At 72.7% G+C, this 23007-nt stretch carries 10 protein-coding genes; 3 read left to right on the top strand and 7 right to left on the bottom strand.

Features of this window, described 5'->3' with window-relative positions; all coding sequences use genetic code 11:
- Positions 1-58 precede the first annotated feature (58 nt).
- A complete protein-coding gene (locus ABTZ17_RS06975) occupies positions 59-712 on the top strand; it encodes a hypothetical protein (protein ID WP_352194472.1) in 654 nt (217 codons plus the stop codon).
- An 11-nt stretch (positions 713-723) separates the two neighbouring features.
- On the opposite strand, the gene ABTZ17_RS06970 is transcribed toward ABTZ17_RS06975, so the two are convergent.
- From ABTZ17_RS06970 to ABTZ17_RS06950, 5 genes are all read right to left on the bottom strand, one after another.
- Positions 724-1971, bottom strand: coding sequence for a hypothetical protein (locus ABTZ17_RS06970; protein WP_352194471.1), 1248 nt, complete (start codon positions 1969-1971; stop codon positions 724-726).
- Entirely contained in the window at positions 1968-2237 is a 270-nt protein-coding gene (locus ABTZ17_RS06965; RefSeq protein ID WP_352194470.1) for a hypothetical protein, read from the bottom strand. Before ABTZ17_RS06965 ends, ABTZ17_RS06970 begins: the two co-directional genes overlap by 4 nt.
- Positions 2238-2319: 82 nt before the next feature.
- Complete coding sequence (locus ABTZ17_RS06960) at positions 2320-3621, bottom strand: phage major capsid protein (protein ID WP_352194469.1); 1302 nt, start codon at positions 3619-3621, stop codon at positions 2320-2322.
- Between the two features lie 165 nt (positions 3622-3786).
- On the bottom strand, positions 3787-5772 hold the full coding sequence (locus ABTZ17_RS06955; protein ID WP_352194468.1) for an HK97 family phage prohead protease: 1986 nt from the start codon (positions 5770-5772) through the stop codon (positions 3787-3789).
- 176 nt (positions 5773-5948) lie between these two features.
- The gene (locus tag ABTZ17_RS06950) at positions 5949-6509 is read right to left on the bottom strand and encodes a hypothetical protein (protein ID WP_352194467.1); all 561 of its coding nucleotides are present in this window, start codon (positions 6507-6509) and stop codon (positions 5949-5951) included.
- A gap of 84 nt (positions 6510-6593) precedes the next feature.
- Here ABTZ17_RS06950 and ABTZ17_RS06945 point away from each other — a divergent pair, with 84 nt between their 5' ends.
- Together ABTZ17_RS06945 and ABTZ17_RS06940 are read left to right on the top strand one after the other, a co-directional pair.
- Positions 6594-6836: a hypothetical protein gene (locus tag ABTZ17_RS06945; RefSeq protein ID WP_352194466.1), complete on the top strand. Its 243-nt coding sequence runs from the start codon at positions 6594-6596 to the stop codon at positions 6834-6836.
- Positions 6833-7081 carry a hypothetical protein gene (locus ABTZ17_RS06940; RefSeq protein ID WP_352194465.1) on the top strand — a complete coding sequence of 83 codons (249 nt, stop codon included), beginning with the start codon at positions 6833-6835 and terminating at the stop codon, positions 7079-7081. The genes ABTZ17_RS06945 and ABTZ17_RS06940 overlap by 4 nt, the downstream gene beginning before the upstream one ends.
- On the opposite strand, the gene ABTZ17_RS06935 is transcribed toward ABTZ17_RS06940, so the two are convergent.
- Both ABTZ17_RS06935 and ABTZ17_RS06930 read right to left on the bottom strand, forming a co-directional pair.
- Positions 7071-7295, bottom strand: coding sequence for a hypothetical protein (locus tag ABTZ17_RS06935; protein WP_352194464.1), 225 nt, complete (start codon positions 7293-7295; stop codon positions 7071-7073). The genes ABTZ17_RS06940 and ABTZ17_RS06935 overlap by 11 nt on opposite strands.
- 13 nt (positions 7296-7308) lie before the next feature.
- Positions 7309-22992 carry a helicase-like domain-containing protein gene (locus ABTZ17_RS06930; RefSeq protein ID WP_352194463.1) on the bottom strand — a complete coding sequence of 5228 codons (15684 nt, stop codon included), beginning with the start codon at positions 22990-22992 and terminating at the stop codon, positions 7309-7311.
- Positions 22993-23007 lie beyond the last annotated feature (15 nt).

Below are 23007 nucleotides of genomic sequence, written 5' to 3'. Positions count from 1 at the left end.
TGTACCGTCCCGGGCAGAAACGTGGGCGTGGAGCTGCGGCCGCTCCTAGGCTGCGTTCATGGGGCGAAAGAAGAGCGGCAAGTACGCCGCGGACAAGTTCAGAACCACCACGAAGCTCATCAGGGACTACCTGGACGAGACGGACGCATCCGGGCTCAGCGAACGGGCACTCACCTGGAACTACGAGGCCGCCCTCTTGCGGACCACGATCGCGTTCGAGCACCTGATGCTGGAGTGCCTGATCGTGGCTCTGAACCATGACACGGGTCCCTTCAGCGAAGCGACGAACGCGCAGTTCCCCAAGCACCTGAACCAGCGGGTTTGTGAGCACCTTGTCACCAAGGGCGGCTACTTCGACTTCAAGGGGCGAAGCGGGCTGATCAAGGACATGAAGCAGTTCACGGGCGACTCCCACTACCTGCTCACGGCCGTGTCCGACGAGAAGCGGTACCACCTTCTGGAACTCCTGCTGACCCTGCGGAACTACGCCGCCCATCAGAGTCGGGACAGCAAGGAGAAGGTCAGAAAGGCAATCTTCCTGCACAGGAAGAAGGTGAAGAGCTTGGGCACTGAAAAGTTGAAAGCTGAGTTCGCTGGGGCGAAGGCTCCGACGAGTGCGGGGGTGTGGTTGAAAAGGCAGGGCCGGCTGCAGTCCATGCTGGATCAGTTGGACATCATGGCCGCCGAGATCCACCAGGGTGCCCCCTTCTAGCTCGGGCAGCTCTACAGGATGCGCAGGTCGTCCCAGCCGTCCGCGGTGACGGAGAACACGAGAAGGCCGGGCTGGGACACCTCTCCGGAGCGCACGGCGTACCAGTCGGAGCCGTTGTCGAGGGTGGGCGCCTGGATCCACAGGCGCCCGGCGCCGAGCTGTTGGGCGCGGAAGTGGTGGAAGTGGCCGGATACCAGGATCTTCGCGTCGGCGATGGGCTGACGGCCGAAGGTCTGACCCCGCCACCAGTCCGCGGCCTTCTCCGGGCGGGGGTACTGGTGGCCGTGGTTCAGGCCGACAATGGTCCCGGCCATGTCGAGGGAGACGGTGTCACGCCATGGTTCCGGGGTGACGAACGAGACGTGGCCGTAGGCGTCGGCGTTCTTCGAGTATGCGTCCGCGACCTGGGAGAGCACTTCAATGCCCCAGTCGTCCTCCGGAGGGCCGACGGCATCCTTCCCGCGGCGGATCCGGGCGTGGTTGCTGCCGCAGGTCGCCGCGACGACGCGGGGGAAGGCTGTGGCGAGCCGATCGAGGCCCTCGAAGGTGAGGCGTCGGTGGACGCGGACCTGCTGTGTGAGGGTCAGGTCGTTGGTGAACGCCTGGCTGGTCACGTTCTCGAAGCCTTCGATGCAGTCACCGGCGTCGAGCCAGTACGCCGAGTCCGGGGCGCGGCCGATTTTCGCGAGGTCGCGCAGGTGGTCGTCCAGGCGGTCGAAGCGGTCGGCGATGCGGCCGACGAGTTCCTTCGTGCCGCCGTCCCGGCCCACCTTTCCGGCTTGCGGGTCGGCGTACACGACGGCGAGGGCCCGAGCCGCATGGTCCGGAGCGGTGCGTGGCCGGCGGCGGCGCCGCATCACGTCCCGGATCAGGGCGTTGAGGTCCTCGGCCGAAGACCAGCCGGGTGCTGTGGGCTCGATGAGGTAGCGGCATCGCCATACGGGTCGGGTGACGGCGTCCTCGCCGTGGGCGTCTCGGTGCCACGCTGCCGGGTCGTGGCGGGCCTCGACCAGACGGACTCGGTAGCCGTCCGGTACGGCCAGGCCCAGTGCCTCTACGCGGGCCCGCCATCCGGTCTCGTCCTGGGGTGGGGCTTCTGCGGCGGGGGCGGTGACGAGCATGCTGCCGCCGGGCTCGTACCGCACGCCCGGTTCCCACCCCTTGGGTGCTGTCGTGGCGGGGCGGGTGGTCTCGGGGGGCATGCTCTGCCCGGCGGACGCGGGGGCGAGGAGCGCGTTGAGATCGTCGGTGAGGCTCATCGCGGGCACCTGCATCCGTTGGTGCCGCCGCGGCGTCGGTGCCGGGCGACGGCGGGAGCCTGAACGGGGTGGCCGCTGCCGGTCAGGACGTCCGCGATCTGGGTGGACGAGATCACGGGGTTGTCGAGGACTTCCCGGACCTTGCTCGTGGTGTCCACGTCGAGTGTGTCGAGGATCGTGCCGACTGTGCACCTGGGCCCGCGCGAGGCGGCCGGGGTTTCGGCGAGTTGTGTGAGGGCCGCGATCAGCCTGCTGGCGTCTGCCACGACAGTCCTCGCTCTCTGCAATGGGGGCGGGGCCGGGACCGTACGGCCCGGCCCCGCTTTGCGTCTGTGCTCAGAGCAGCCGTCAGACCGTGGGGGTGGTCCAGCTGCCGATCACGAAGGCCTCAGGGCGAGAGACTTCGAGGGCGACCCGTTCGTCGGCGCGGAACGTCAGAACGCCACGCTCGAAGTTGTCCGAGTTCTCACTCGATACGGTGACGGAGACGTTCTCTCGGTCGAACAACTGGGCGCCCAAACCGAATGCGCCGAGCAGGTACTGCCCGTCCGGCATGGCCGTGGTCTCGACAACGGAGATCCGCCAGACCTTCTTCTGGGCGCCGACGGCGACCTGGAGCGCCACACGGAAGGCGCCGGTGTCGTCGGTCTCGACCTCGACCTCCTCCCACATGGACGGGGAGAGGACGACGCCCGTCGGCTCGTACTCGGCCAGGAGGGCCTTGGTCATGGCCCGTCGCATCTGGATCGAGTACTTGTCGGTGCTCTTGCCGCTGTACTGCTGGACGCCAGGGGTGTTGAACAGTCCGGTGATGCTGGTGCCGTCGCCGCCGACGCTGTGGAGCAGGTCGTAGTCCTCGGCGAACTTGATGCCCTCGACGAGCCTGGAGTTGATGAACTGCTTGAGGCGCGGCTCGTCGCTCAGGATGTTCTTGTGGCCATCGATCATGTGTGCGATCTCGGCGATAGGGAACGCCACGGGCTCCAGCTTCAGCTTCGAGCGCGGGGCCCGGCCGAACACGTCGCTGTCCTGGCCGGTCGGCGCGGACACTCCGTCGGCGGCCCGGCGTTCCGCGACCTGCGCCGCGTTGTTGACCCAGCCGGTCTCTCGGATGCCGAGGAGAACGGCGTTCTTGGTCTTGGCGGCAGGGAACAGGTCGCGGATGTGCATCTTGCGGCGCTGGGCCTCGGTGATGCCGAGGTCCTGAACGCCGCCGAGAGCCTGGTGGGTGTGGGTACCGGCGGAGAGGCTGAAGATCGACTTCCCCTCCATCTCGGCACGGATGAAGGGGCGGTCCTTGAAGCCGCTGGCTGCGGCCCGCCTGTATGCCTCGGACCCCACGAACATCTCACCCAGGCTCTTGGCCTCGGCGCCCGGAGGGGATCCGTAGAACTCGCCCGCGGCCGGTCGGCTGTCGGGGGCGTCGAGGTAGCCGGTCAGGTCGTCGGCGTTGGTGGCTGCGTCGAGGAGGCCCTTGATCTCCTGGGCGTCCCGGACTGCCTTGACGTAGGCGGTGCGCTGCTCGGTGGAGACGACGAAAGCGCCGTCCTCCTCCCGGAACGTTCCTGCGATGCGCTCGGCCTCTGCGCTCTTCTCGGCGAGCTGGGACTTCAGGGAGCGGATGAGGCTCTTGTCGTTGGCCTGGGCCATGGGGTGTGCTCTCTCCTGTGCTGGGCGGGCGATGGCGCGCGTCGCTCGCCCGGCCAGCACCGGGACGCCTCAACGCGAGGCGGATTCCAGAGCAGTGAGGGCACTACCGTCTCGGGCAGGCGGGCACGGAGTCCCGACTGCGGCTCGGCACGGTCTTTCCGCAGGTCACAGGGTGAGGAAGGCCAGCATCGCCTTGACCTCGTCCGGCTCCAGGCGGACCATCTCCTCTTCCTCGTCGTCGGGTGCGGCATCGTCGGGGCCGGATGGAACGTGGTCAGGGTCGGCAGCCTCGCCCGGGGGCACGTCCTCTCCCGGGCCGCCCGGGTCCCCCGCGGCGGCCTCATCGGAGGCCGCCGGTTCGATGTCGTCGGGGTCGTCGTCCGACCAGCCGTCCGTGACCTCGAACTCGTCGTCCTCGTCGGCCCACAGGTCGAGGGACGAGCCCTCGGGCGCCTGGTCGTCGTCCATGTCCGGGATGGGGAGGCCCTTCTCCCGGAGGCTGGTCAACAGGCCGGTGATCGTCGGCTTCAGGGACTCCAGGTGACCGGGGCCCGCGCCGGACACTCCGATCAGGGCGGTGGCCCCGCGGAGTGCGGAGGCCGTCGGCTGGATGAACCGGGCCTCGATCGCCTCGTCGCCCTCCACCGGGCGCTGCTCGCCGGTCACCGGCACGGCCACGGTGGTCAGCTCCACCGGGGCCGGGACTCCCAGATCCACACCTCGGGCGGTGGCGGTGTAGGGGATCGAGTAGGTGGTCGGGTCGTCGGGGCCGACCGAGACGATCACGTGGTCCGGGTAGGTCGCCTCGACCACCGCGTACCCGTCGCCTTCGCCCAGCAGGGTGCGGGCGGCGTCGGAGAGGCGGTCACGGAGCTGTTCGTAGGACCAGGGCAGGGGGGCGGGCACGGGTTCCTCCGGGGGTAGGGGAGCGGACTTGGCTTCGAGGACGGCCCTGGCTGCCGACCGGCCGCCGTCGCGGCCCGGGGTGGGTGGGGCGGACGGGGACAGGGCCTTGGCTTCGAGGACGATGTCGGCTGCGGACTTCGCTTCGAAGCCGCCCGGTTCCGGGTCCCGTTCGGGGGCCGACAGCGGCACGAGTCGGGTGTCCGGGCCGAGGACCACTGCGACCTGGGTGAACTCGATCGGGGTCGCGGGGACCGGTGCGACATCGGCCAGGTCGTAGCCGAGGGTGATGTGCGGGGTGAAGCCGTGCTCGGAGCGCAGGCTCCCCGAGTACACGGAGGTGCTCAAGGCGTCCACGATGCGCTGGCGCAGCTCGGCGAGGCCGGGCACGTCCACCGGGACCCAGACCGGCTCGCCGTCTCCGGCGTCCGGGAACCGGCCGATGCCGCCGATGCTCCCGGACAGGGCAGGGGCGCCGGTGACGGCCTGGGCCACGAGGTCGCCGAGGTCGTCCGGGTTCCCGCCGAGGGCGTCGGCGGCCCCGAGGTAGGCGAGGGTGACGTGCAGGCTTTCGGGCGCGGTGCCGTCCGGCCGGGCGAGCTGCGCCGCGATGTCCTCGGGCACCTGGAGGGCCACCATCACGCCGCGCCCGGTCTGGGATTCGGCGGCCTTGAGCTCCACCGCCGACCATGTGCTCTTGTACTCCAAGGGCGGGCCGTCGGTGACGGCCTTGACCTCCAGGGACCGGGTCATCGGGTGTGCGCCGTGCAGGACGGGGCTCACCTCGTACAGCTCCAGGTCGTGGATGACGCGGATGCCGTCGTGGCGCTTGGAGGCTCCGCCGGAGGTGACCTTGTAGCCGATGGAGAACGCGGCTTCGCCGTTGTCGTGCCACTGCCGGACCTGCTCGTAGGCTTCCCGGCCCCGGCGGGTGCGCAGGTTGAACGCGATCGTGGCGACCAGGGCGCCGGCCGCCGCGGGCCAGACGGCGCCGCCGGGTATGGAGGCGAACCGTCGGTCGCCGGGCTTCCACTCCTCGACGTCGAGGACCGTGCCGACGGGCTTGGTCCAGTCGTGATGCCAGACCGCCTTGACGCGCCGGGTGGCGAGGGTGCGGGTGAATGCGCCCGGCACGATCAGGTCGTTGACCTCGTCCACGACGCCGGTCACGGCGAAGATGGCCCGGATCACGCCCCGGCGGCGGGGCGGCCTGGTACGGCCTGGGCTGGGGGGAGTGCTGCGAGCCACGGTGCGGGTCCTCCTTCAGGTGGGACCTGCACCGTGGGGGCGCCGCACTGCTACTGTCCCGGCCCCCATTGGAGGGCCGGGTCGGGACGACGGGCCCGTGCCGGGCCGCGGACTAGCGAGCGGTGGGAACGGCGAGGGGCATACAGAACGGGTGTGGGGCGCGGAGCCGGAGACTGCTAGCGCGGCACCTTGCCACCCTTGGGGAACCCCTCGTCGTCGTCCTCCTCGTCCTCGTCCGCAGGTTCTTCCGACCCCGGTTCGGGCGGGCCGGACTCCGACGGGAGGACCACGTCGTCCGCGGTCGCGAACTCCACCCCCGTCTCCTCCCCCGGCTCCGCCGCGGCGGGCTCCGCGGCACCCTCGGCCCCGTCCGGACCGGCCCCAGGCTCGACCGCGCCCTGCCCTGATCCGCCTGTCTGGGCCATCCCGGCATCGTCCACGTCGATGGCCCAAGCATCCGGGTCCGCGTACCGGTACACCTGCCCGGTCTCGTCGCGCAGCCAGCCGGTCAGCGTGCCGTCCTCCGCCTTGTCCAGCCACGCCTGTTCGCCGCTCTGGCCGGAGAACGCGGCGAAGGCGGCAGCGGGGTCGGATTCGTCGCCTTCGTCGTAGAGGTCGCCTGCCCACGGACGCGCGTCGTCCTCCCGCGGCGGGTTCGGCTCGGGGGGCGCCACCGGTTCCTCGGGCTGCGGATCGTCGGGCCGGGGGAGCGCCTTCACGGCGTATGCGTAGTCCACAGCCGGGAGGGTCCGGCGGCCGGTCCCCTTACGTCTCGGGCCGATCCCCTCCCGCTGCGGCGGGCCGCTCGTTACCCTCGAAGCATGACGGTGTTGACGGTTTCCGTGGATCCCGAGCTGGCGGGCCGGGTCGAGGAGCAGGCCCGACGGTCCGGATTGCAGGTGGACGCGTACGTGGTGGCCGTATTGCGCGCGGCCCAGGGGCCGGAGGGCGCCGACCGTGAGGCGCTGGCCTTGGAGCTGGCCCGCGGTGCATACCGGCGGTGGGAGAGCGAGGGCCGGTCCGAGGACGGGGCCATGACGATGGACGAGGTCTTCGGGCGGTGAGCGCGATTCCGGCCCGGTTCGCCGCCCATGTCGGGCAGACGATCCGGGAACTTCCCGTGCCTGTGCGCGAGGAGCTGCACGAAGCGGTCTTGCGGGCCTGTGCCGATCCGTGGGCGTGGCCGCAGGCCGACAAATACGAGATGGACGACACGGTGCGGGTCATCTCGACCCGCACCGCCATCGTCCACTACGCGATCATCCCCGGGGCCGACCCGCACCTGTGGGTCTTCGCGATCACGGTCTGACCTCCACCACCGTCGTGTGCCGGCGCAGCAGGCCCAACACCGTCGCGCCGTCCGTGACCGACACCGGACGCTGCGGCCCGAGCGGGCCGAGCAGCACCGGCTTCCCGGTGAACTGGCCGACCAGCGCACGGATCCGGCGTGAGCCGGTCACCGCCCCGTCGGTGATCTGTACGTCGTAGGCGGTGCCGTCGTCCCAGGTGCCCGTCACCCTCATGCGTTGTCTCCTTCTACCGGGTGGCGAGCAGTCCGAGGAGGAATGCCCGCAGGTCGTCGTCCTTGTACCAGTCGCCGGAGAACAGGCTCGCCCAGCCCATCGGCACGATCCCTCCGGTGTCCTCGCGGACGGTGCGGCCGCCGAAGAGGCGGTCCAGGAGCCGGTCCAGGTCGGTGCGGCGCCGGGCCCCGACCCGCCCGCGGTGGGTGCGGGTGAAGTGGAACGCTTCCTGGGCGGCCAGCAGGTCGGGGTGGTGCTGCTGGAGGTGGGCCAGCAGTGCGTAGGCGGCCGTTCGGCGGCCGCCGTCGGCGAGGTCCGCGACGGTCGCGGTCCGATGGGGGGCCCGGTAGCCGCCTTCGGTGCCGGTGAGGGCGGTCAGGGCCTGGTCGTCCACGGCCGCGATCCAGTCCCGGGGGAGGAACTCGGCGATCTCGCGGAGGGCGCGGGCGGCCTCGGGGTCGCTGCCGGAGGCGATCGCCAGGGTGGCGGTCGGCCCCTGCCCCATCTCGCGGAGCTCGGCGAGGGTGTCACGGACCGCGCCCGGGAGTGCTGCCGCGTAGGAGGCGGTGAGCCGGTCGGCTTCCTGCCGTGCCAGGGCCGCCTCCGCTCGCGCGGCCGCGATCTCGGCCTCCGCGTCCTCGCCGCCGGCGGCTTCCAGGTCGCGCACACGGCGTTCGGCGCTGTCGACGTAGCCGGTGGCCGCGCGGACCAGGCCGTGCGGGTCGTCGCCGAGTTCCGGAGCGGCCGCGGTGAGCCGGGAGGCCAGGTCGGTGTCGACGTCCTGCCCGGCGGCCCGGACCGCGGCGAGGTGGCGCAGGGCCTGCGGGCCGGGGCCGCCGTCCACGGCCCGGTCCGCGCCCCAGCGGACCGAGTCCTGGACCGGGGGGAGTCGGCGGGCGTCCAACTGGTCCCGGGAGGCGGGCCGGTACCAGCGGGTGCGCCTGGAGACCTGGCCGAAGCGGCCCGGGGCCGGAAGAAGCCGGCTCCAGTGCGCGACCCGGTCGGCGAGGGGCAGCCCGTCGCCCGCGGCGGGAAGGTCGGTGGCGGCGGCCAGGCGGCGCAGGCGGCGGGACTCCGGCCACGACCGGATCCGCTGCATCAGGGTGCGGCGGAACCGGCTGATGCGGGCCCGGACCGCCTGGAGGTGGGCGCGGCCGCGGCGCCACAGCTCGGCCAGGGCCTTCAGGAACGCGGCGACGAGCGCGATGAGCTTGCGGGCCAGCAGGGCCAGCGCGGCCAACACCTGGACGGTGACCCCGGGGCGCCGCCGCTGGGTGGGCAGGCCCGCGAGGATGCGGTCGGCGGCGGCCTGCCGAGAGGCGGCCACCTCCGCGGCGAACCGCTCCAGGATGGCGGCCTGACGGCGGCCGGTGAGCGGCCTGTTCCGGCCGGCTTCCCGGAGTGCCTCCTCCAACGGCCCCTGCACGTGGTCGGTGACGGCTTCCTGCACCCCGTCACCGCCGGCATCGGGGGTCGGGGTGGGGCGGGTGCGGAGGGCTTCGGGGATCAGGCGGAGGAGGTCCGCGGCGCGGCGGGCGGTGTCCTCCTGCGACTCGTCCGGCAGGGGTTCGAGGTCGTTGATCGTGCGCAGGACGGCCCGGATCGCGTCCCGGCGGGCGCGGGCGGCCGCCGGCCGCAGCAGGCGTACCTGCTCGTCGCGGGCTTCGCCTTCGATGCCGGTGCCGTCGATGGCCGCCAGGGTGGCGCGGCGGGCCCGCCGCATGGCCCCGGCGAGTCGGGCCGGGACGACCTGCGCGGCGATCTGCTCGCGGAGTTGATGGATGGAGCCGGGGGTGAGGGCGCCCTGGAGGGCGCTGTCGATGACGGACTCGATGACGGTGTCGGTGTACTGGCGGCGGAGTTCCTCGAAGTCGGGGGCCGGGTCGGCGGGGGCCGGGTCGGTGTCGGGGGTGGGCGGGTTGGGGTCGGGAAGCTGGTGGAGGGCAGTGGCGCCGGGCAGGGGACGGGTGAAGCGGAGCCCGTCGCCGTCCTCGATGGTCAGGACCCGGATTCCGGCGGGGGCCTCCTCGATGTCGGTCACGCGGTAGGCGGTCAGGGTCTCGGGGTTGAACTCGTCGGGCAGGGCGATGGTGTCACCCACGCCGACGCCGACGCCGGCGATGGTGCCGGGTCGGGGCTCCGGCTCCGGGGCCGGGTCGGGGGAGGTGGGGATTCCGGCGGCGGCATCGAGGGCGTCTGCGGCGCGCTGGGCGGCGCGGCCCTCGGGGGTGTCGGGGTCGGCGTCGTGGCGCAGACCCTCGGCGACGGCCTGGGCCTGTCCGGCGGTGACCGGCAGCCCTTGGCCGATGCGGGCGCCGCCCTGGGTGGCGTCGTCGCTGTCGGCCGCAGTCCGGCCGCGGTCGGCTACGGCCGCCCGTTCGGCCGGGCCGAGCTGCGGGGCGACGGTGGGTTCGGAGACGGGTCGGATCTCGGGGGCCGGGCCCGTCTCGCGAACGGGCCCGGTGCGGTCGGGGACGTCGTTCGGGCCGAGGTCGACGGGGCCGCCGTCGGGACCGGACACCCGCATGTAGACGCCGTCGGGGCGGCCGTGGAGGTCGTGGATCTCGCCTGTGGTGGTGTCCACGGCGGTGATCCGGGTGTGGGTGGGTGAGACGGCCTCGATCCCGGTGACCAGGGCGGGGGCGAAGCCGTCCGGGCCGTCCACGAGGATCGTGTCCCGGTCCGCCACCAGGTCCTGGGCGGGCACCCGGTCCAGGCGGGCCCCGGCATCGGGCGCGCCCGGGGCCGGTATCTGTCGGGCGACGCCGAGTTCGGCGGCCGGGCGTTCCTGCGGGCCCTGCGGGGTCGCGACGGTGACGGTGTCGCCGTCCACGACCTCGACCGTGCCCAGCGGGCGTCCGTCGCGCTCGTGGACGATCGCCCCGGAGCGGATCCGCTGCCCGTCCGGCGACCATCCGGCCGCGCGGGCGGCCCCGCCGTCGGTCACCGTCAGGGAGGTCGGGGCGTGGGCGTCGTCGGTGCGGTCGTCGCCGAACTGCACACGCACCGCCCCGGCGTTGGCGCCGGTGACGATGCCTTCGCGACCGTCGGGGTCGGTCACGAGCGATCCGGGGAACAGGGCGACGCCCGCACGGTCGGTGGGCACCCGCTCGGAGAGGTTGCCGGTCAGGACGGTGGAGTCAGCGCCCGTCAGCGGCTCCTGCGGGCCCTGGTCGGCGGTGTCGCGGGTGGCGCGGGCCACGGCGGCGTCCGGCACGACCCACACCGGGGTCCGATGCCCGCGGCCGTCGGGGGTGTCGGAGATCAGCACGCGGTGCATGCCCTGGAGCCGTCTCTTGACGACCGTGTTGATCTCGCGGGGGCCGTCGACCACGTACCCGGCGGCCACCCGCGGCGTGCCGCCGGAGGTGATGCCTTCGACGCGGGCGAGGTCACCGAGCACCAGGTCGGAGATCTTCACCCACTCCGCCGGGCGGCCACCGATCTCCTCGGGCTCGGCCGGGGCGTCCGGGTCGGCGTCGGAGGTGCTGGTGGGGGCGGCCGGTCGGCGGCGGCCCGCAGAGGCGTCCCCGGTGCCGGGCTGTTCCTCCTCCGGCCGGGGCCCGGGCGGAGCGTCGGCGGTCCGGGCCGGGGAGCCCGGGGCCCGACCGACTCCGGCCCGCGCACCGCCCGCCGGGGCCGGGGCCACTGCGGGGGCAGGGGCAGGGGTAGGGGTAGGGGTGTCGGTCTCGTCGGGTCCCGGGCGGTCTTCGCCGTCGGTGGGGCGCGGCGAAGGCGCGTCGGCGGCCGGTGCCGGGGCGGCCGGGGCCGGGGTCTGTCCTTGGCGGCCGTAGCGGTGCTGCTCGAAGGGCAGATCCGTGTCCTCGGCTCGGGCCAGCCGCAGGCCGGACGGGCCGTCCACGGGGATGAGGAAGGTGTGGTTGTACCGGGGGTCGCGAGGGCCGAACGGTTCGGTGGAGATGGTGATGCGCATCGCCCTCTCCTGCGGGCGGCCCGGGATCGTCAGGGTGGCCTTCTCGGGCTCGCCGACGACGAACCCCATACCGCTGCCGCGGAAGCCGGGGCCCTGGCTGATGACCCGGCCGTCGAGCCGGACGACATCACCGGCACGGATCCGGTCCGCCGGGACGCGCTCGGCGGTGTCCGGGTCGCCGTCGGCGAGCAGCCGGTCGAGGAACTGGCGGGCCGCACGGTTGCGGGCCGCGTCGTGGTGCTCGGCCCGCGGATCCTCCGGGCGCAGCACGTCCAGGTACTCGCCGGCCCTGTCCGCCAGCCACCCCGCCCCCGTGACGGGCTGCTGCGTGCGGCCGGGCCCCCGTTCCTCGGAGTGCGCCCCGTCGAGCCACCGCGCCTCGGCGTGCAGGCGGGCCAGGTCGTCGGCCACGTTGCCGCTGGGCGTCACACCGGCACCGAGCTGGTCCAGGAGGCGCCGTAGGGCCCGGTACCGCTCCAGGTCTTCGGGGTTGTCCAGGAGGGAGTCGGGCCCGCGGGTGGGGTCGGTGTCGGAGGGGAACGCCGCGAGGACGTCGGGACCGGCCAGCGTGGCCGCCAGATCGGGGTGGACGACGGCGAGGTCGGGCTCGCCGCGCTCCATGTCCCGCAGCACCAGGTGCGCGACCGCGGCCTCACGGGTACGGAAGACCAGCGGGTTGCGGGTGAAGGGGCCCTCGCTGAGATAGGGGCGGTCCGCGCCGTCGCCGTCTCGGGAGATACCGCCGATCCGGCGCCCGTCCCGCCACACCTGCCCCCCGCCGTCGGTGCGCAGCAGCGGAGACGGGACGAACCCCTCGCCGGCGAGGTTCAGCATCTCCTCGGGGGAGCCGAACAGGGCCTGCTCCCCGTCGCGGCTGATGACCCGGTCGGGGCCGTCCTCGTACTGCTCCATCTCCCGATGGGTGGGCACGCGGCGGCCGTTGACGGTGCCGGCGTCGGTGCTGCCGGTGGCGTTGACGGCATACCGGGATCCGGGTGCGGCGCCCTCCCGGCGACCGGTTTCCGTGCCGCCCGGTGTGCCGGTGTCGCGGGGGGTGTTCCGGCCGGTGGGGGCGGGCCCGCTGGTCGCGGCTGTGGTGTCCGGCCTGCCGTCCGGCTCGGTGTCGGTGGACCCCGCGCTCGGGCCGCTCTCGGTTGCTGTGGGCGCTTCGGGGCGATCCGAAGCGGGCGGAACCTCGGGGGCGTCTGCTCCGGCTGCTCGCAGGCGCGCCTGGTCGACGGCGGTGGTGAGCGGGTTGCCCTGCTCGTCACGCCACGTCTTCAGGGCCTGGGGGTCGAGCTGCGGCGCCGCCCAGTCGATGGCCCGACCGTCCCGGTCGAGGAGCCGTTCGTACGCGCCCGCCAGGCGGCGGGCTCCTTCCCGGCCGCCGATGGCGCTGCCGTCGGCCTGCCACCCTTCGAGGTGCAGACCGCTGGCCGCGTGCCCGTACCGCCACGTGCCGGCGTCGTTGCTGTTGGTCCAGGTGATCAGGCCCCCGTCGGGCGACAGGGTCAGCGAGTCGTTGTCGGCCAGGCCCCGCAGGTAGCGGGCGTGGGCGTCCGGGTCGGCTCCGGCGGGGACGGGCGCACCGCCGGAGCGGTAGCGGCCGGTCAGTTCCCGCAGCCGCTCGGGGCCGCCCGGGTCCACAGCGCGGCGACCCTCGTTGTCATCGTCATCGTCGTCGCGGCGGTTGCGGCGGTCGGTGTCCGGGACGCGCGGCCGCGGCCCGGCGGGGCGGCCGGAGTCCCTTTCTCGGTCACGCCGGTTGCGGTCTCGGGAGTTGGGGCGCCGACGCCTCTCCTGGGGCTCGTCGTCCTTCGGCTCGCGGTCGTCGTCGCCCTGTTCCGGCCCCTCGGGGGTGGGGGAGTCGCCTTCCCCGTCTCCTTCGCGGTCGTCGTCCTCACGATCGTCGTCGTCGGCCGGGCCGGTGGCTCCGGACGGCGGGTTCGGCGGCTCGTCGCCGCCGTCCCGGCCCCCGCGGTCGTCCTCCCGCGGCCTGCGTGTGGGCTCCCGGCCCTCCTCCGAGGCGCTGCCGGGGCGCTCTTCGTCCGATGCGGGGTCCGGCTCCGGTGAGGTGTCGGGGCCTTCGTTCTCGCTGTCGTCCTCCCCGCCGTCCTCCTGGGGGTCGGGTGCGGAATCGGTGTCGGGGGAGTCGTCGCGGGTGCTGAACGGGTCGGGCTCGCCGGGCGGCGGCATGGTGGACTCGGCCTCCAGCGCTCGGGCCTGCCGCCTGATGCCCTGGGCCAGTCCCCGGTAGAGCTTCTCCTTCCTCCGGCCGTCCGCGGTGTCCAGGTCGAGCGTGTCGGCTTCGCGGTCGACGGCGTCGGCCGCGTGCCGCATCTGCCGGGCGGAGACCTGCCCGCCGTAGTAGTTGCGGGCGACGTATCGCAGTTCCTCGTCGTCGCCGCGCTCCCACCGCTTCGCCAGGTCTTCGAGCTCACGGAACTGCGCCTGGGTCAGGGCTCTTCCGAGGATCACGCCGCGCATGTCCTCGGGCCGGGTCACCCCGGCGCCCCTCGACGGATCGGCGCTGCTGTCGGCGTTGTAGGCGGCGGTCCAGGCCGCTTCGGCGATGGACCGGTAGATGCCTTGGCCGCGGTTGTCCTCATCGATGCGCAGTGCGCTGCGCTGGGGTCGGCCGCCGCGGGCGTCCTGCGCCAGCCAGACCGCGGTGCCCTTGGGGGAGCGGGCGCGGATCCAGGCGACCATCCGTCCGTCGCGCATGACGGAGCCGTGGCCGGCGTCCACGTCGAGGTCCGCCAGCCGGTAGTCCTCCATGCTGCGGATCGGTGCGCCCTCGGGGGTGGCGGCGGATGCGAGCCAGGCGTCCTCCTGCTGCCGCTTGGCTTCGGCGTTGGCGGCCTTCTCCCGGTCGGCCTGTGAGGTGTCCTCGCCGGGGCGGCGCAGCTCGGCCAGGGCGATGGGGAAGGTGCCGGCTTCGGTCTCGGCCAGACCGTAGCCGTTGTCGGCGACGTGGGTCAGGGTTCCCGGGCCGCGGGGCGTGATGACTTCGTCGCCCTCGGCCCACGGGCGCTCGGCGTCCGGCCCGGCTTCCGGCTCTGCCTCTGGGCCGTCCGTTGCGGGCCGCTCATCAGCACCGTCGCCGGGGTCCGGCGTCGGCTGTTCGGCAGGCGGCGTGGCTTCGACCGGGCCCGGGGCCGGGGCCGGGGTGGTGTCCTGTTCCGTGTCGGGCGACTCGGGCGCCGGGTCTGTGGGATCCGGGTCCGGTGCCGGACGCGGGTCCGGGGTGGGGGGTGCGGTGCGGTTCGGTGCGGGGGAGGAGTCGGCGGGCGGCCGCGGTGCGGTTTGCGGCGCAGGTGCGTCGGTGTTCCGTTCGGCTGGTGCGGCTTCCGGCGTGGTCTGGGGGCGGGCGGCGCGGGTGCGGCGGGCCCGCTCGGCGGTGAGGGTGGCGTGCCGGTCCACCGCGGCGTCGTCCGCGGTGCCGTCGGTGATGGCGCCTTCGATCTCCTGCAGTTCCTGGTCGAGCTGGTCGTCGGGGAGGCTGCCCGGCCGCCACTGCCGCACCGCGGGTGCGGCCTCGGCCGGTGTCGTCTCCTCGGGGCCGGCGGCTTCGGGCTGAGGAATCGTTTTTGCGCGGTCCTCGGCGGCCATCTTCTCCAGGAGAGCGGTCTCCTGCTGGAGTTCCTTCAGGCGCTTCCGCAACTTGGCGGCGTCCGGGTTGGGTCCGACTGCCTTGATGCGGTCGGTGAGTTTGCGGGCCTCCTGATGGCGCATGACGAGCTCGCCGAGGGCCTGGACGCGGCGCTCGGTGGCCTCTGCGGCCTCCTCGTAGGGGCTGGTGCCCTCCTGGAGGTAGGTCTTGGCGTCGCGGAGCGAGCGCCGGGCGCCGTCGAGTTCGGCCTGTCGCTTGTCGACGTCGGAGTCCAGGGACCGGAGCAGGTTCTCCAGGGACTGAAGTCCGCCGCGGCCCGAGGTGTCGTCCACCTTGCGGGCGGACCACAGGCCGCGGGTCTCGGGGAACGCGGTGCCGGTGTAGGCGGGGGCGTGGTCGAGGCGGAGCCGGAGCAGCCGGTTGCCGTCGCGGTCGTACTCGATGTCGGCGAGGACACCGACACCGCCGATCTCGCCGAGCCGGGTGCTGCCTTCGCGCCGGCGGGTGTCCTTGGCCAGGGCCGCCATCCGCTCGCCGAGGGCCTGCGCGGCCTCGGGGCGGCTGCGGTAGTCGACGCCGTCGAGCACGGCCTCGAACCCGTCGCCGCTGATGTCGCGGCGCCGCGTGAGGGCATCGCGCATCCCGGGCAGCGCCGCCTCCAGGCCGGCGATGCGGCCGGTGAGGTAGTCGATGCGCTGACGGCGGTCCTGCTGCTGCTCGTACCAGTCGGCGGACAGGCGCTGGAGTTCCACCAGTTCGCTCTGGGCCTGGGCCCGCTCGGCGATGGCGGGGTTGCCGGAGGCGATGGCACGGAAGGTGCCCATGGACACGGCGATGTCGCCGATGTCCTCCATCTCGCGCGCCTTGAAGTCGCGGCGGGCGAGCTGGTTGATGAAGACGGCCTTGCCTTCGAGGATGCCCAGGCGGAATTCGTCGAAGGTGCCCTCGGTGATGTAGTAGAGGATCCGCACGTCTTCGGCCGGGCCCCCGGGGGCGGCGGGGATGTTCGCCCCGTGCAGATTGCCCTGGCGTTCGATGCGGCCGTCGCGCTGCTCCATGTCCGCCGGACGCCACGGGTAGGACACGTGGTGAAGGGCGACGGCCCGGTCCTGGACGTTGGTGCCGGTGCCCATTTTCGCCGTGGACCCGATCAGGACGGCGATCTTCCCGGAGCGCGCCTCCTCGAACAGCTTCGCCTTGGCCTTGTCGTCCTTGGCCTCGTGGATGAAGCGGACCTTCTCCCGCGGGACGCCCTGCTCGACCAGGAGGTCGCGCATGGCCTCGTAGGAGTTGAAGGGGTTCTGGCCGGTGGAGCCGGGGGTGCCGTCGTCCAGGAACACCAGCTGCAGGGCGCCGGGGAGTTCCTGCGGGGTGAGGTTGTTGCGGGAGACCGGGTAGACGGTGTCCTTGTGCTCGACGTAGATCTTCGCGATCTGCTGGGCGGCGGCGTCGAGCTTGCCGCCCTCGTGCCCGGACCCGCCCTGGAGCCGCATGTCGATCGCGGCCCGGGACGCGGCCCCGATCGCCTTGAGGACCCCGCCCGGCTTCTTGATCCAGTCCTCGTCCGCCAGGGATGCGACATAGCGGCGCTGCTCGGCGGAGGCGGGGATGGCGACGACTTCGCCGCGGCGCCCGTTGGCACCGGCCCGCACCGTCGGTGTGGGCAGGCCCAGGTCGGCGGCGGTCTGGATGTCGGCGAAGGTCCGGTAGCCCACCAGCAGCTCGGGCACGTTGAAGAACTTGGCGAAGCGGGCCTTCTCGCGGTAGTCGCCGCTGCCGTCGGGGGCCTGCTCCAGCTTCGTGACGACCTCACCGAAGGTGGCCGCCCAGGAGTCGAAGTCCTCGATCCCGGCGTCTTCGAGGATCTCCGGCGCCAGGTACCGCATGAGGACGTACGCCTCGGTGACGCTGTTGGCGATGGGGGTGCCGGTGGCCAGGGTCGCGACGCGGCCGGACTCGTTGTGCCGGCGCAGGTATCCCAGGGCCATGTGGAGCTGGGTGGCCTGCCCGGAACCTTCGATCGCCGCACCCGGAAGATTCGAAATCGTCCGCAAATTTTTGTATTCGTGCGCCTCATCGACAAAGAGATAGTCGATTCCGGTGTTCTCGAAGAAAATGCCGCGCTCGTCCTTGAGCTTTTCCAGATTCTCTGCGAGTTTCGCCTCCTGATTGGCGAGCACGGTTTCCATTTGTTTCAGGGTGGGACTTTTGCCGTCCCGCTCCTTGAGCTTGACGATCTGCTCACGCAGCAGCGCCAACTCCTTGTCCATGTAGCCCTGTTGAGTGGCAGGGGTCATGGGCATGGCGTTGAAGGCGTCGTGGGTGAGGACGACGATGTCCCAGTCGCCGCCCGCGATCTTCGCGATGAATTTGCGGCGCTTCTTCCGGTGCAGGTCCTTTCGGGAAATCGCCAGCACCTTCGCGCCCGGATAAAGGGCGACGGCTTCGCGAGAGAATTGCTCCAGCATGTGGTTCGGGACCACGATGGACGGCTTCTTGGCGAGGCCGGTGCGGCGCAGTTCCATGGCGCCGGCGACCATGGTGGCGGTCTTTCCGGCGCCGACGACGTGCCCGAGGAGAGTGGTGGGCTCCTGGACGATCCGGCGGATGGCCGCGTTCTGGTGCGGGCGCATCCGCCAGCCGGTCCGGATCCCGGGCAGCGTGAGCGGGCTGCTGTCGTAGTCGCGCAGCGCGATCGAGTTGAACTTGTCGTTGTAGATGCGGCCCAGGCGCACGGCGCGCTGCGGGTCGGACATGACCCACTTCTGGAACTCCCGGGCCATGTCCTTGGCCTTGGCGCGGGCGGCCGAGGTGGCCTTCTGGTTGACGAATTTCTTCTCGGTGCCGTCGGGCAGGCGCTGCGTCTCGACAACGGTGATGAGGCGCTGGTGCAGCAGGGAGTCGAAGATGTCGTAGGCGCTGCGCCGCGGGATGCCCCACACCTTGGTGGCGATCTCACCGGAGTCGGTGCCGACGACCTTCCAGCGGGAGCCGCCGAGGTTGCTGACGGCGCCGTTGGACAGGCCGAGGTGGCGCAGGAACCCTTCGTAGACGTCGGTGGGCACCCAGGGGGCGCCGATTTTGACGCGGATGTCCTTGGCGCGGATGTCGGTGGGGACGACGCGTTCGAGGGCGGCGACGTTGGCCTGGTACTTGGGGTCCTCGGCGGCGGCCGCCTTGGCTTCGGCGAGCTTGCGGCGGACGTTGCCGGACAGGTAGGAGGCGCGGGCTTCGAGGCGGCCGGTGGCCGGGTCGTCGAAGGCGAGCTCTCCGACCGCTTCGCGGGCCGCGGTCTGGTCGAGGCCGAGGAGGCGGGCCAGCGTGGGCAGCTCCAGGCGGCCGCCGTCGCGCTCCAGGGCGATGGGGACGGCTTCCTCGGGGGTGTCGGCCCGGTCGGGTATCTCACGGGGTTGGAGGACCCGGGAGGAGAGGATCTCCAGCTTGCGGGGTGCCTTGGCGTCGGCGTCCCAGCGGTCCAGACCGAAGACCATGTGGCCGTCGGGGTCGTCCTCGAACAGGGCGAGGGCGGTGTCCAGCTTCCACTCGTCCGGCACCTCCTTCAGGCCCTCGGCCTTGCGGCGGGCCAGTGCCTCCGGCGGCGAGAACCGGCGCCGCTGGCCGGGCTTGTTGGGGGAGGGGTGCTTGCGGACGTAGGCGTCGTAGGCCAGCGCCAGCGCGGCGCGGGCCTCGCGCATGGCGTCGGTCTCGCCCGGCTCCCGGGTGTTCTGCTCCAGGTCCAGGAGCCGGTTCGACAGGTCTTTGAGCTCCAGCAGGCGGCCGAGCTGCTGATGCTGGGAGGGGTGGACGTCGAGCTCCACCCAGGTGCCGTCCTCGACGGTCATGAACGCCCCGTCGGCGCCGCGGGCGATCGAGCCGTCCCGGGCATCGTCGGCGAGGTCCAGCGACAGCCGCCGGTTCTCCGAGGAGGCGTCGTACTCCAGTCCGGCCGCCTTGGCGTCGGCCGTGATCCGGCCCAGGGCGGCGCGCAGCGCCGGCAGGGTGTTGCCGTCGCCCTTGACGGTCAGGTCGTGGTCGGAGAACGCGCCCCGTTCGGTCTCCAGCCGGCCCAGGATGTTCTTCGGGTTGTCCTGGAAGTAGTTGTTGACCGGGATCTCGTAGCCGCCGACGTTGGTCGGTGTGGACGTCAGCCAGGTGTCGTCACCGCGGCCGGTGCGCGAGCGGTTCGGGTCCCGGCGGCGGAACAGCAGCAGGTCGGTGACCACGTCGGTGCCCGCCGCCTTCTGGTGGGCGCCCGCGGGCAGTCGGACCGCGCCCACCAGGTCGGCCATGTCGTACATGGCCTGCCGGGCGCTGTCGTCCTGGGAGTCGAGGGTGAAGCGGGAGGTGACCAGGGCGACGTAGCCGCCTGGGCGGACCCGGGCCAGGGATTTGAGGATGAAGTGGTCGTGGATGGAGTGGTGGCGGCCCGGGTTGTCGATGGGGTCGAACAGCCGGAATTTCCCGAAGGGCACGTTTCCGACGGCCGCGTCGAAGCTGTCCGGCGGCAGGCGCAGCTTCTCGAATGGCGAGTTGACGATCCGGGCGTCGGGATAGAGGAGCTGCGAGATCGCGGCGGTGGTCGGGTCGAGTTCGACGCCGACCATCTCGGCCCCGTCGGGCGCCTGGCCGATGAAGTTGCCGGACCCGGAGCCCGGCTCCAGGACCCGGCCACGCCGGAACCCCAGGTCCCGCAGCGCATCCCACACCGGGGCCACGAGCGAGGCGTCGGTGTAGTGGGCGTTGAGGGTGTTCTTGCGGGCGGCCGCCCACTCGGCATCGTCCAGGAGCGCTCGGACCTCGGCGCGCTCCTCGGCGAAGGACTCCCAGCGGGCGAGTGCTCGGGCGTAGGCGGCCGGGTCGGGCTCACCTTCGCTGTCGCGGAACCGCGGATCGGCCGGATCGGGCTTGTCGGACAGGACTACCGGCAGCGATCCCCAGCCCGACCAGCGGGCCAGGATCTGCTGCTCTTCCGCGGTCGCCGGCCGACCCTGGGCCTGGATGTCGCGCAGCGCGCGGATGGCGGCGACGTTCGCCTTCGACTTCGACCGCTCGCCCGCGGGCGCGAGGTCGTTCTGCGAGCCCGGCCGGAACCGGACCGCAGTGGCTACCGGGTCAGGGTCTCGCCCAGCTCCAGGCGCTCCGTCCCCGGCTCCTTCGGCAGGTACATCTCCTCGTCCAGGATCAGCTCCGTCGCCTGATCCCGGGACTGCATCCGGGCCGCCAGAGCGTCCTGGGTCGTCTCCTGCGGCATCTTCTCCCGCAGCTCCTCGGCGAGATCGCCGATCCTGGTCAGGATTCGGCTCCCCAGCACGCGGAAGAACTCGTCCTGCTCGGCCGGGCCGCCCAGACTCTTCAGCGCCTCGGGCCGGTACGTCTGCCAGTACCGCTTGGCCTGCCGGCCGTACCTGTTCACGGTCTCCTCCAGTGGTGTCCTGCGGCGGGGCGGAATTCCGGCCGCGGTCGGTGCCGTCGTCACCGAGGCGCGCCTCGGCCCGCATCAGGGCCCGGCGGCCCTCGGCGATCTCGTTGAGCCAGTACCGCTTGGAATCGTCGTCGAGGCCGTCGGTGCGCGACCGTACGGCCTGTTCGACTGAGGACAGGATCTCACCCAACTCCGCGACGGAGTCCGCCTCCCCGTCGCGCAGCGCGGCCACGAGCGCTTCGGCGCGCTCGATCTGCTTGCGGGAGGTGTCCTCGTCCTGGAGGGTGCCGCGCTGGCCCAGGATCATCTGGTCCACCGCCATGCGCGCGTCGGCGGCGGCGATCTCGCGGTCCTGGGAGGCGGGCCGGGCCGCCCCGCTTTCCGGCTCCGGGCCGGGCGCAGACTCCGGGACCGGGGCGGGCTCGGGTTCGCGCTGCTCTTCCTGCTGTTCCGGTGCCGGTGCGTTCCTCTCCTGCCCCTGCTCCTCCTGCCCCTGGTCCGGGCCCGAGGCGGGGCGGTTGCGGTCGGCGCGTTCGTCGCGGGGCGCGGTGGAGCGGGCGGCGAAGGTGTCGGCGCCGCGTTCGCGGTCGAAGCGGCCCGCGAGGTCCCACACGGCTTCGGCGAAGGGTCGGTCGTCCTTGTCGCGGAAGTCGGGCAGGGCCGCGGCGATCTCGGGGTCGCCCCAGTCCAGCGTGCGGCCTTCACCGTCCCGCAGGTTGCTGCCCAGGTACAGGGCGAACCGGTCGGCGGTCTCCCGGTCGGCGAAGTGCCCGTGCGACTGGATCCGGCGCTTGCCCAGCCCGGAGAACCCGCGGCCGGAGCCGGCCGTCATCACCGTGTATCGGAAGTCGTCGTCGCGGCCGGTGTTCTCCACGATGGCGAACCCCGGGTTGGAGGCGAGGGTGATGTTCAGGTCCGGATCCCCGGCCATCCGGCGCAGGATGTCCGCCTGCGTCTTGCGGGCCTGCTGTCGGGACCGGCCGTTGATGCCGCCGTTCTTCCAGAACTCGCGGAGCTCGGCGTCGGTACGGGGCCGGCCTGCGGTCGGGCCGCCGACCTGGCCGACAACGACGTTCCCGGCCGGGACCCCGGTGCGGGCGGCGATCGTGCGGGCGGCCTCCTGCTCCGCCGTGCCGGTCTCGGGCGCGGGCCGGGTCCGCTGGGTGGCGCTGGAGCGCTTCTGCGCCGCGCGCGCATCGAACGCTTCCCGGGCCGCGGCCGCGGCCTCATTGACGGCGGCCTGGCCCTCGGGGGACTTCAGGCGCTGGAGGCTGTCGGGGTCGTTCCAGTCGACGGGGTCACCGCCGATGGCGACCGTCTCCAGACGGTTGGCGAACTCGGTCGCCTCGCCCTTCCGCCCGGTCAGCGTCAGCCGGATCCCGCTGTCGGTGTGCATCACCGCCCACCCGCGGTCCTCCTTGCCGTCGGCGCCGCGGACGGTGAGCTGGCCGACGATGAAGTGACCGGAGCGGGAGAGCTGCGGCTTGTCCAGTTTGTCCATCAGCTCGGCCACGGCAGTGGCGTGCGCCGCCTGCCGGCGCTCACTGGTGGTGCCGGTCGGCAGGTTCCCCGACGCCCAGTGCGCACGGACGTCGTCCAGGCTCTGGAACTTCCGGTTGGGGTCCCGGCGGCGGCGGGGCGCGGCCGCGGCGGTCTTCCGCGCCGGCCGCGCAGGCGTGGCGGGGGCGGCCGGTTCCCAGGCGCTGGCCCGGGTGCGGCCCTTGCGGGGGGCCGGGATCGGCTTGCCGCCGTGGGCGGTGAAGCGGTCGTCGGCCAGGTCCAGGGCGTCGGCGAGGGTGAACGCGGCCTCGGCGAGGTCGTCCCGGCCCGCGGCCTCGGCGAGCTCACCGAGCCAGTCCGCACGTCCGGCCAAGTGCGCGAGTTCGCCCTCTTCGATCTCCGGGTCCGCATCCGTGAGGTCGTTGACCTCTTCGAGGAGTTGCTCGTAGACCGAGCGCGCGTCCCGCTCGTCCCACTCCTCGTCCCACTCCTGTGTCAGCAGCCCGAGGTACTGCTGGTCCAGTTCCAGCAGTGCCTGTTCGGCGTGCTCGTCGTCGGTGAACCGCAGCCGCTTGGGGTCCTTGGTGGACTTGGGCCCTGGGGCCCGGAGGGCGTCGCCCTGCCCGAAGCGGTGCCGCGCCCGGGGGCGGCCGCCGCTGGCGATCTTCAGGGCGTCGAACCTCGGGCCGGCCGGGTTCTGGGTGGCGGCCTCGCCGTCCTGGAAGACGCGGCCCCGCGGGACGGCGGGGTCGTCGTCCTCGGGCTCGGGGCCCTCACCGAGGTCGTCGTCCTCGTCGTTGTCCTCGCCGATGTCGTCGCCGCGGTCGTCCTGCTCATGCGGGGCGTCGGGGGTGTCGCCCTGGTCGCCTTCGTCGTCGGTGTCCAGGCCGGTCCCGCGCCGGCCGTCGCCGGCGCGCCGTTCGTCCTCGTCGCGGACCTTCTTCTTGCTCTTGGTCGGGGCGGTGCCGTCGGGGCGGGCGACCATGGTGAGGCGGGAGGCGTGGACGGTGGACTGCTCGCGGGTGGTGAGGTTCTCCACGAGGACGTTGCGGCCGCCCAGGGAGCGCAGGACCCGGGCCAAGCCGGATCCCCAGATGCGAGCAATGCCACCCGTCTCGATGAAGCGGCCCTTGGAGTCGCGCGGGTGCAGATCGGGGTTCCAGGGGCGCCGGGTGCGCTTGGACTCCAGGGCGGCTTCGAGGCGGGCGGCGGCGTTCGTGATCTGCATGCGGCGGACCATGCA

It is taken from the genome of Streptomyces sp. NPDC097619 (assembly GCF_040302735.1).
Taxonomy (GTDB): Bacteria; Actinomycetota; Actinomycetes; order Streptomycetales; family Streptomycetaceae; genus Streptomyces.
The sequence above is the reverse complement of the archived record's forward strand: the minus strand, read 5'-3'. Positions and strand labels throughout refer to the sequence as shown.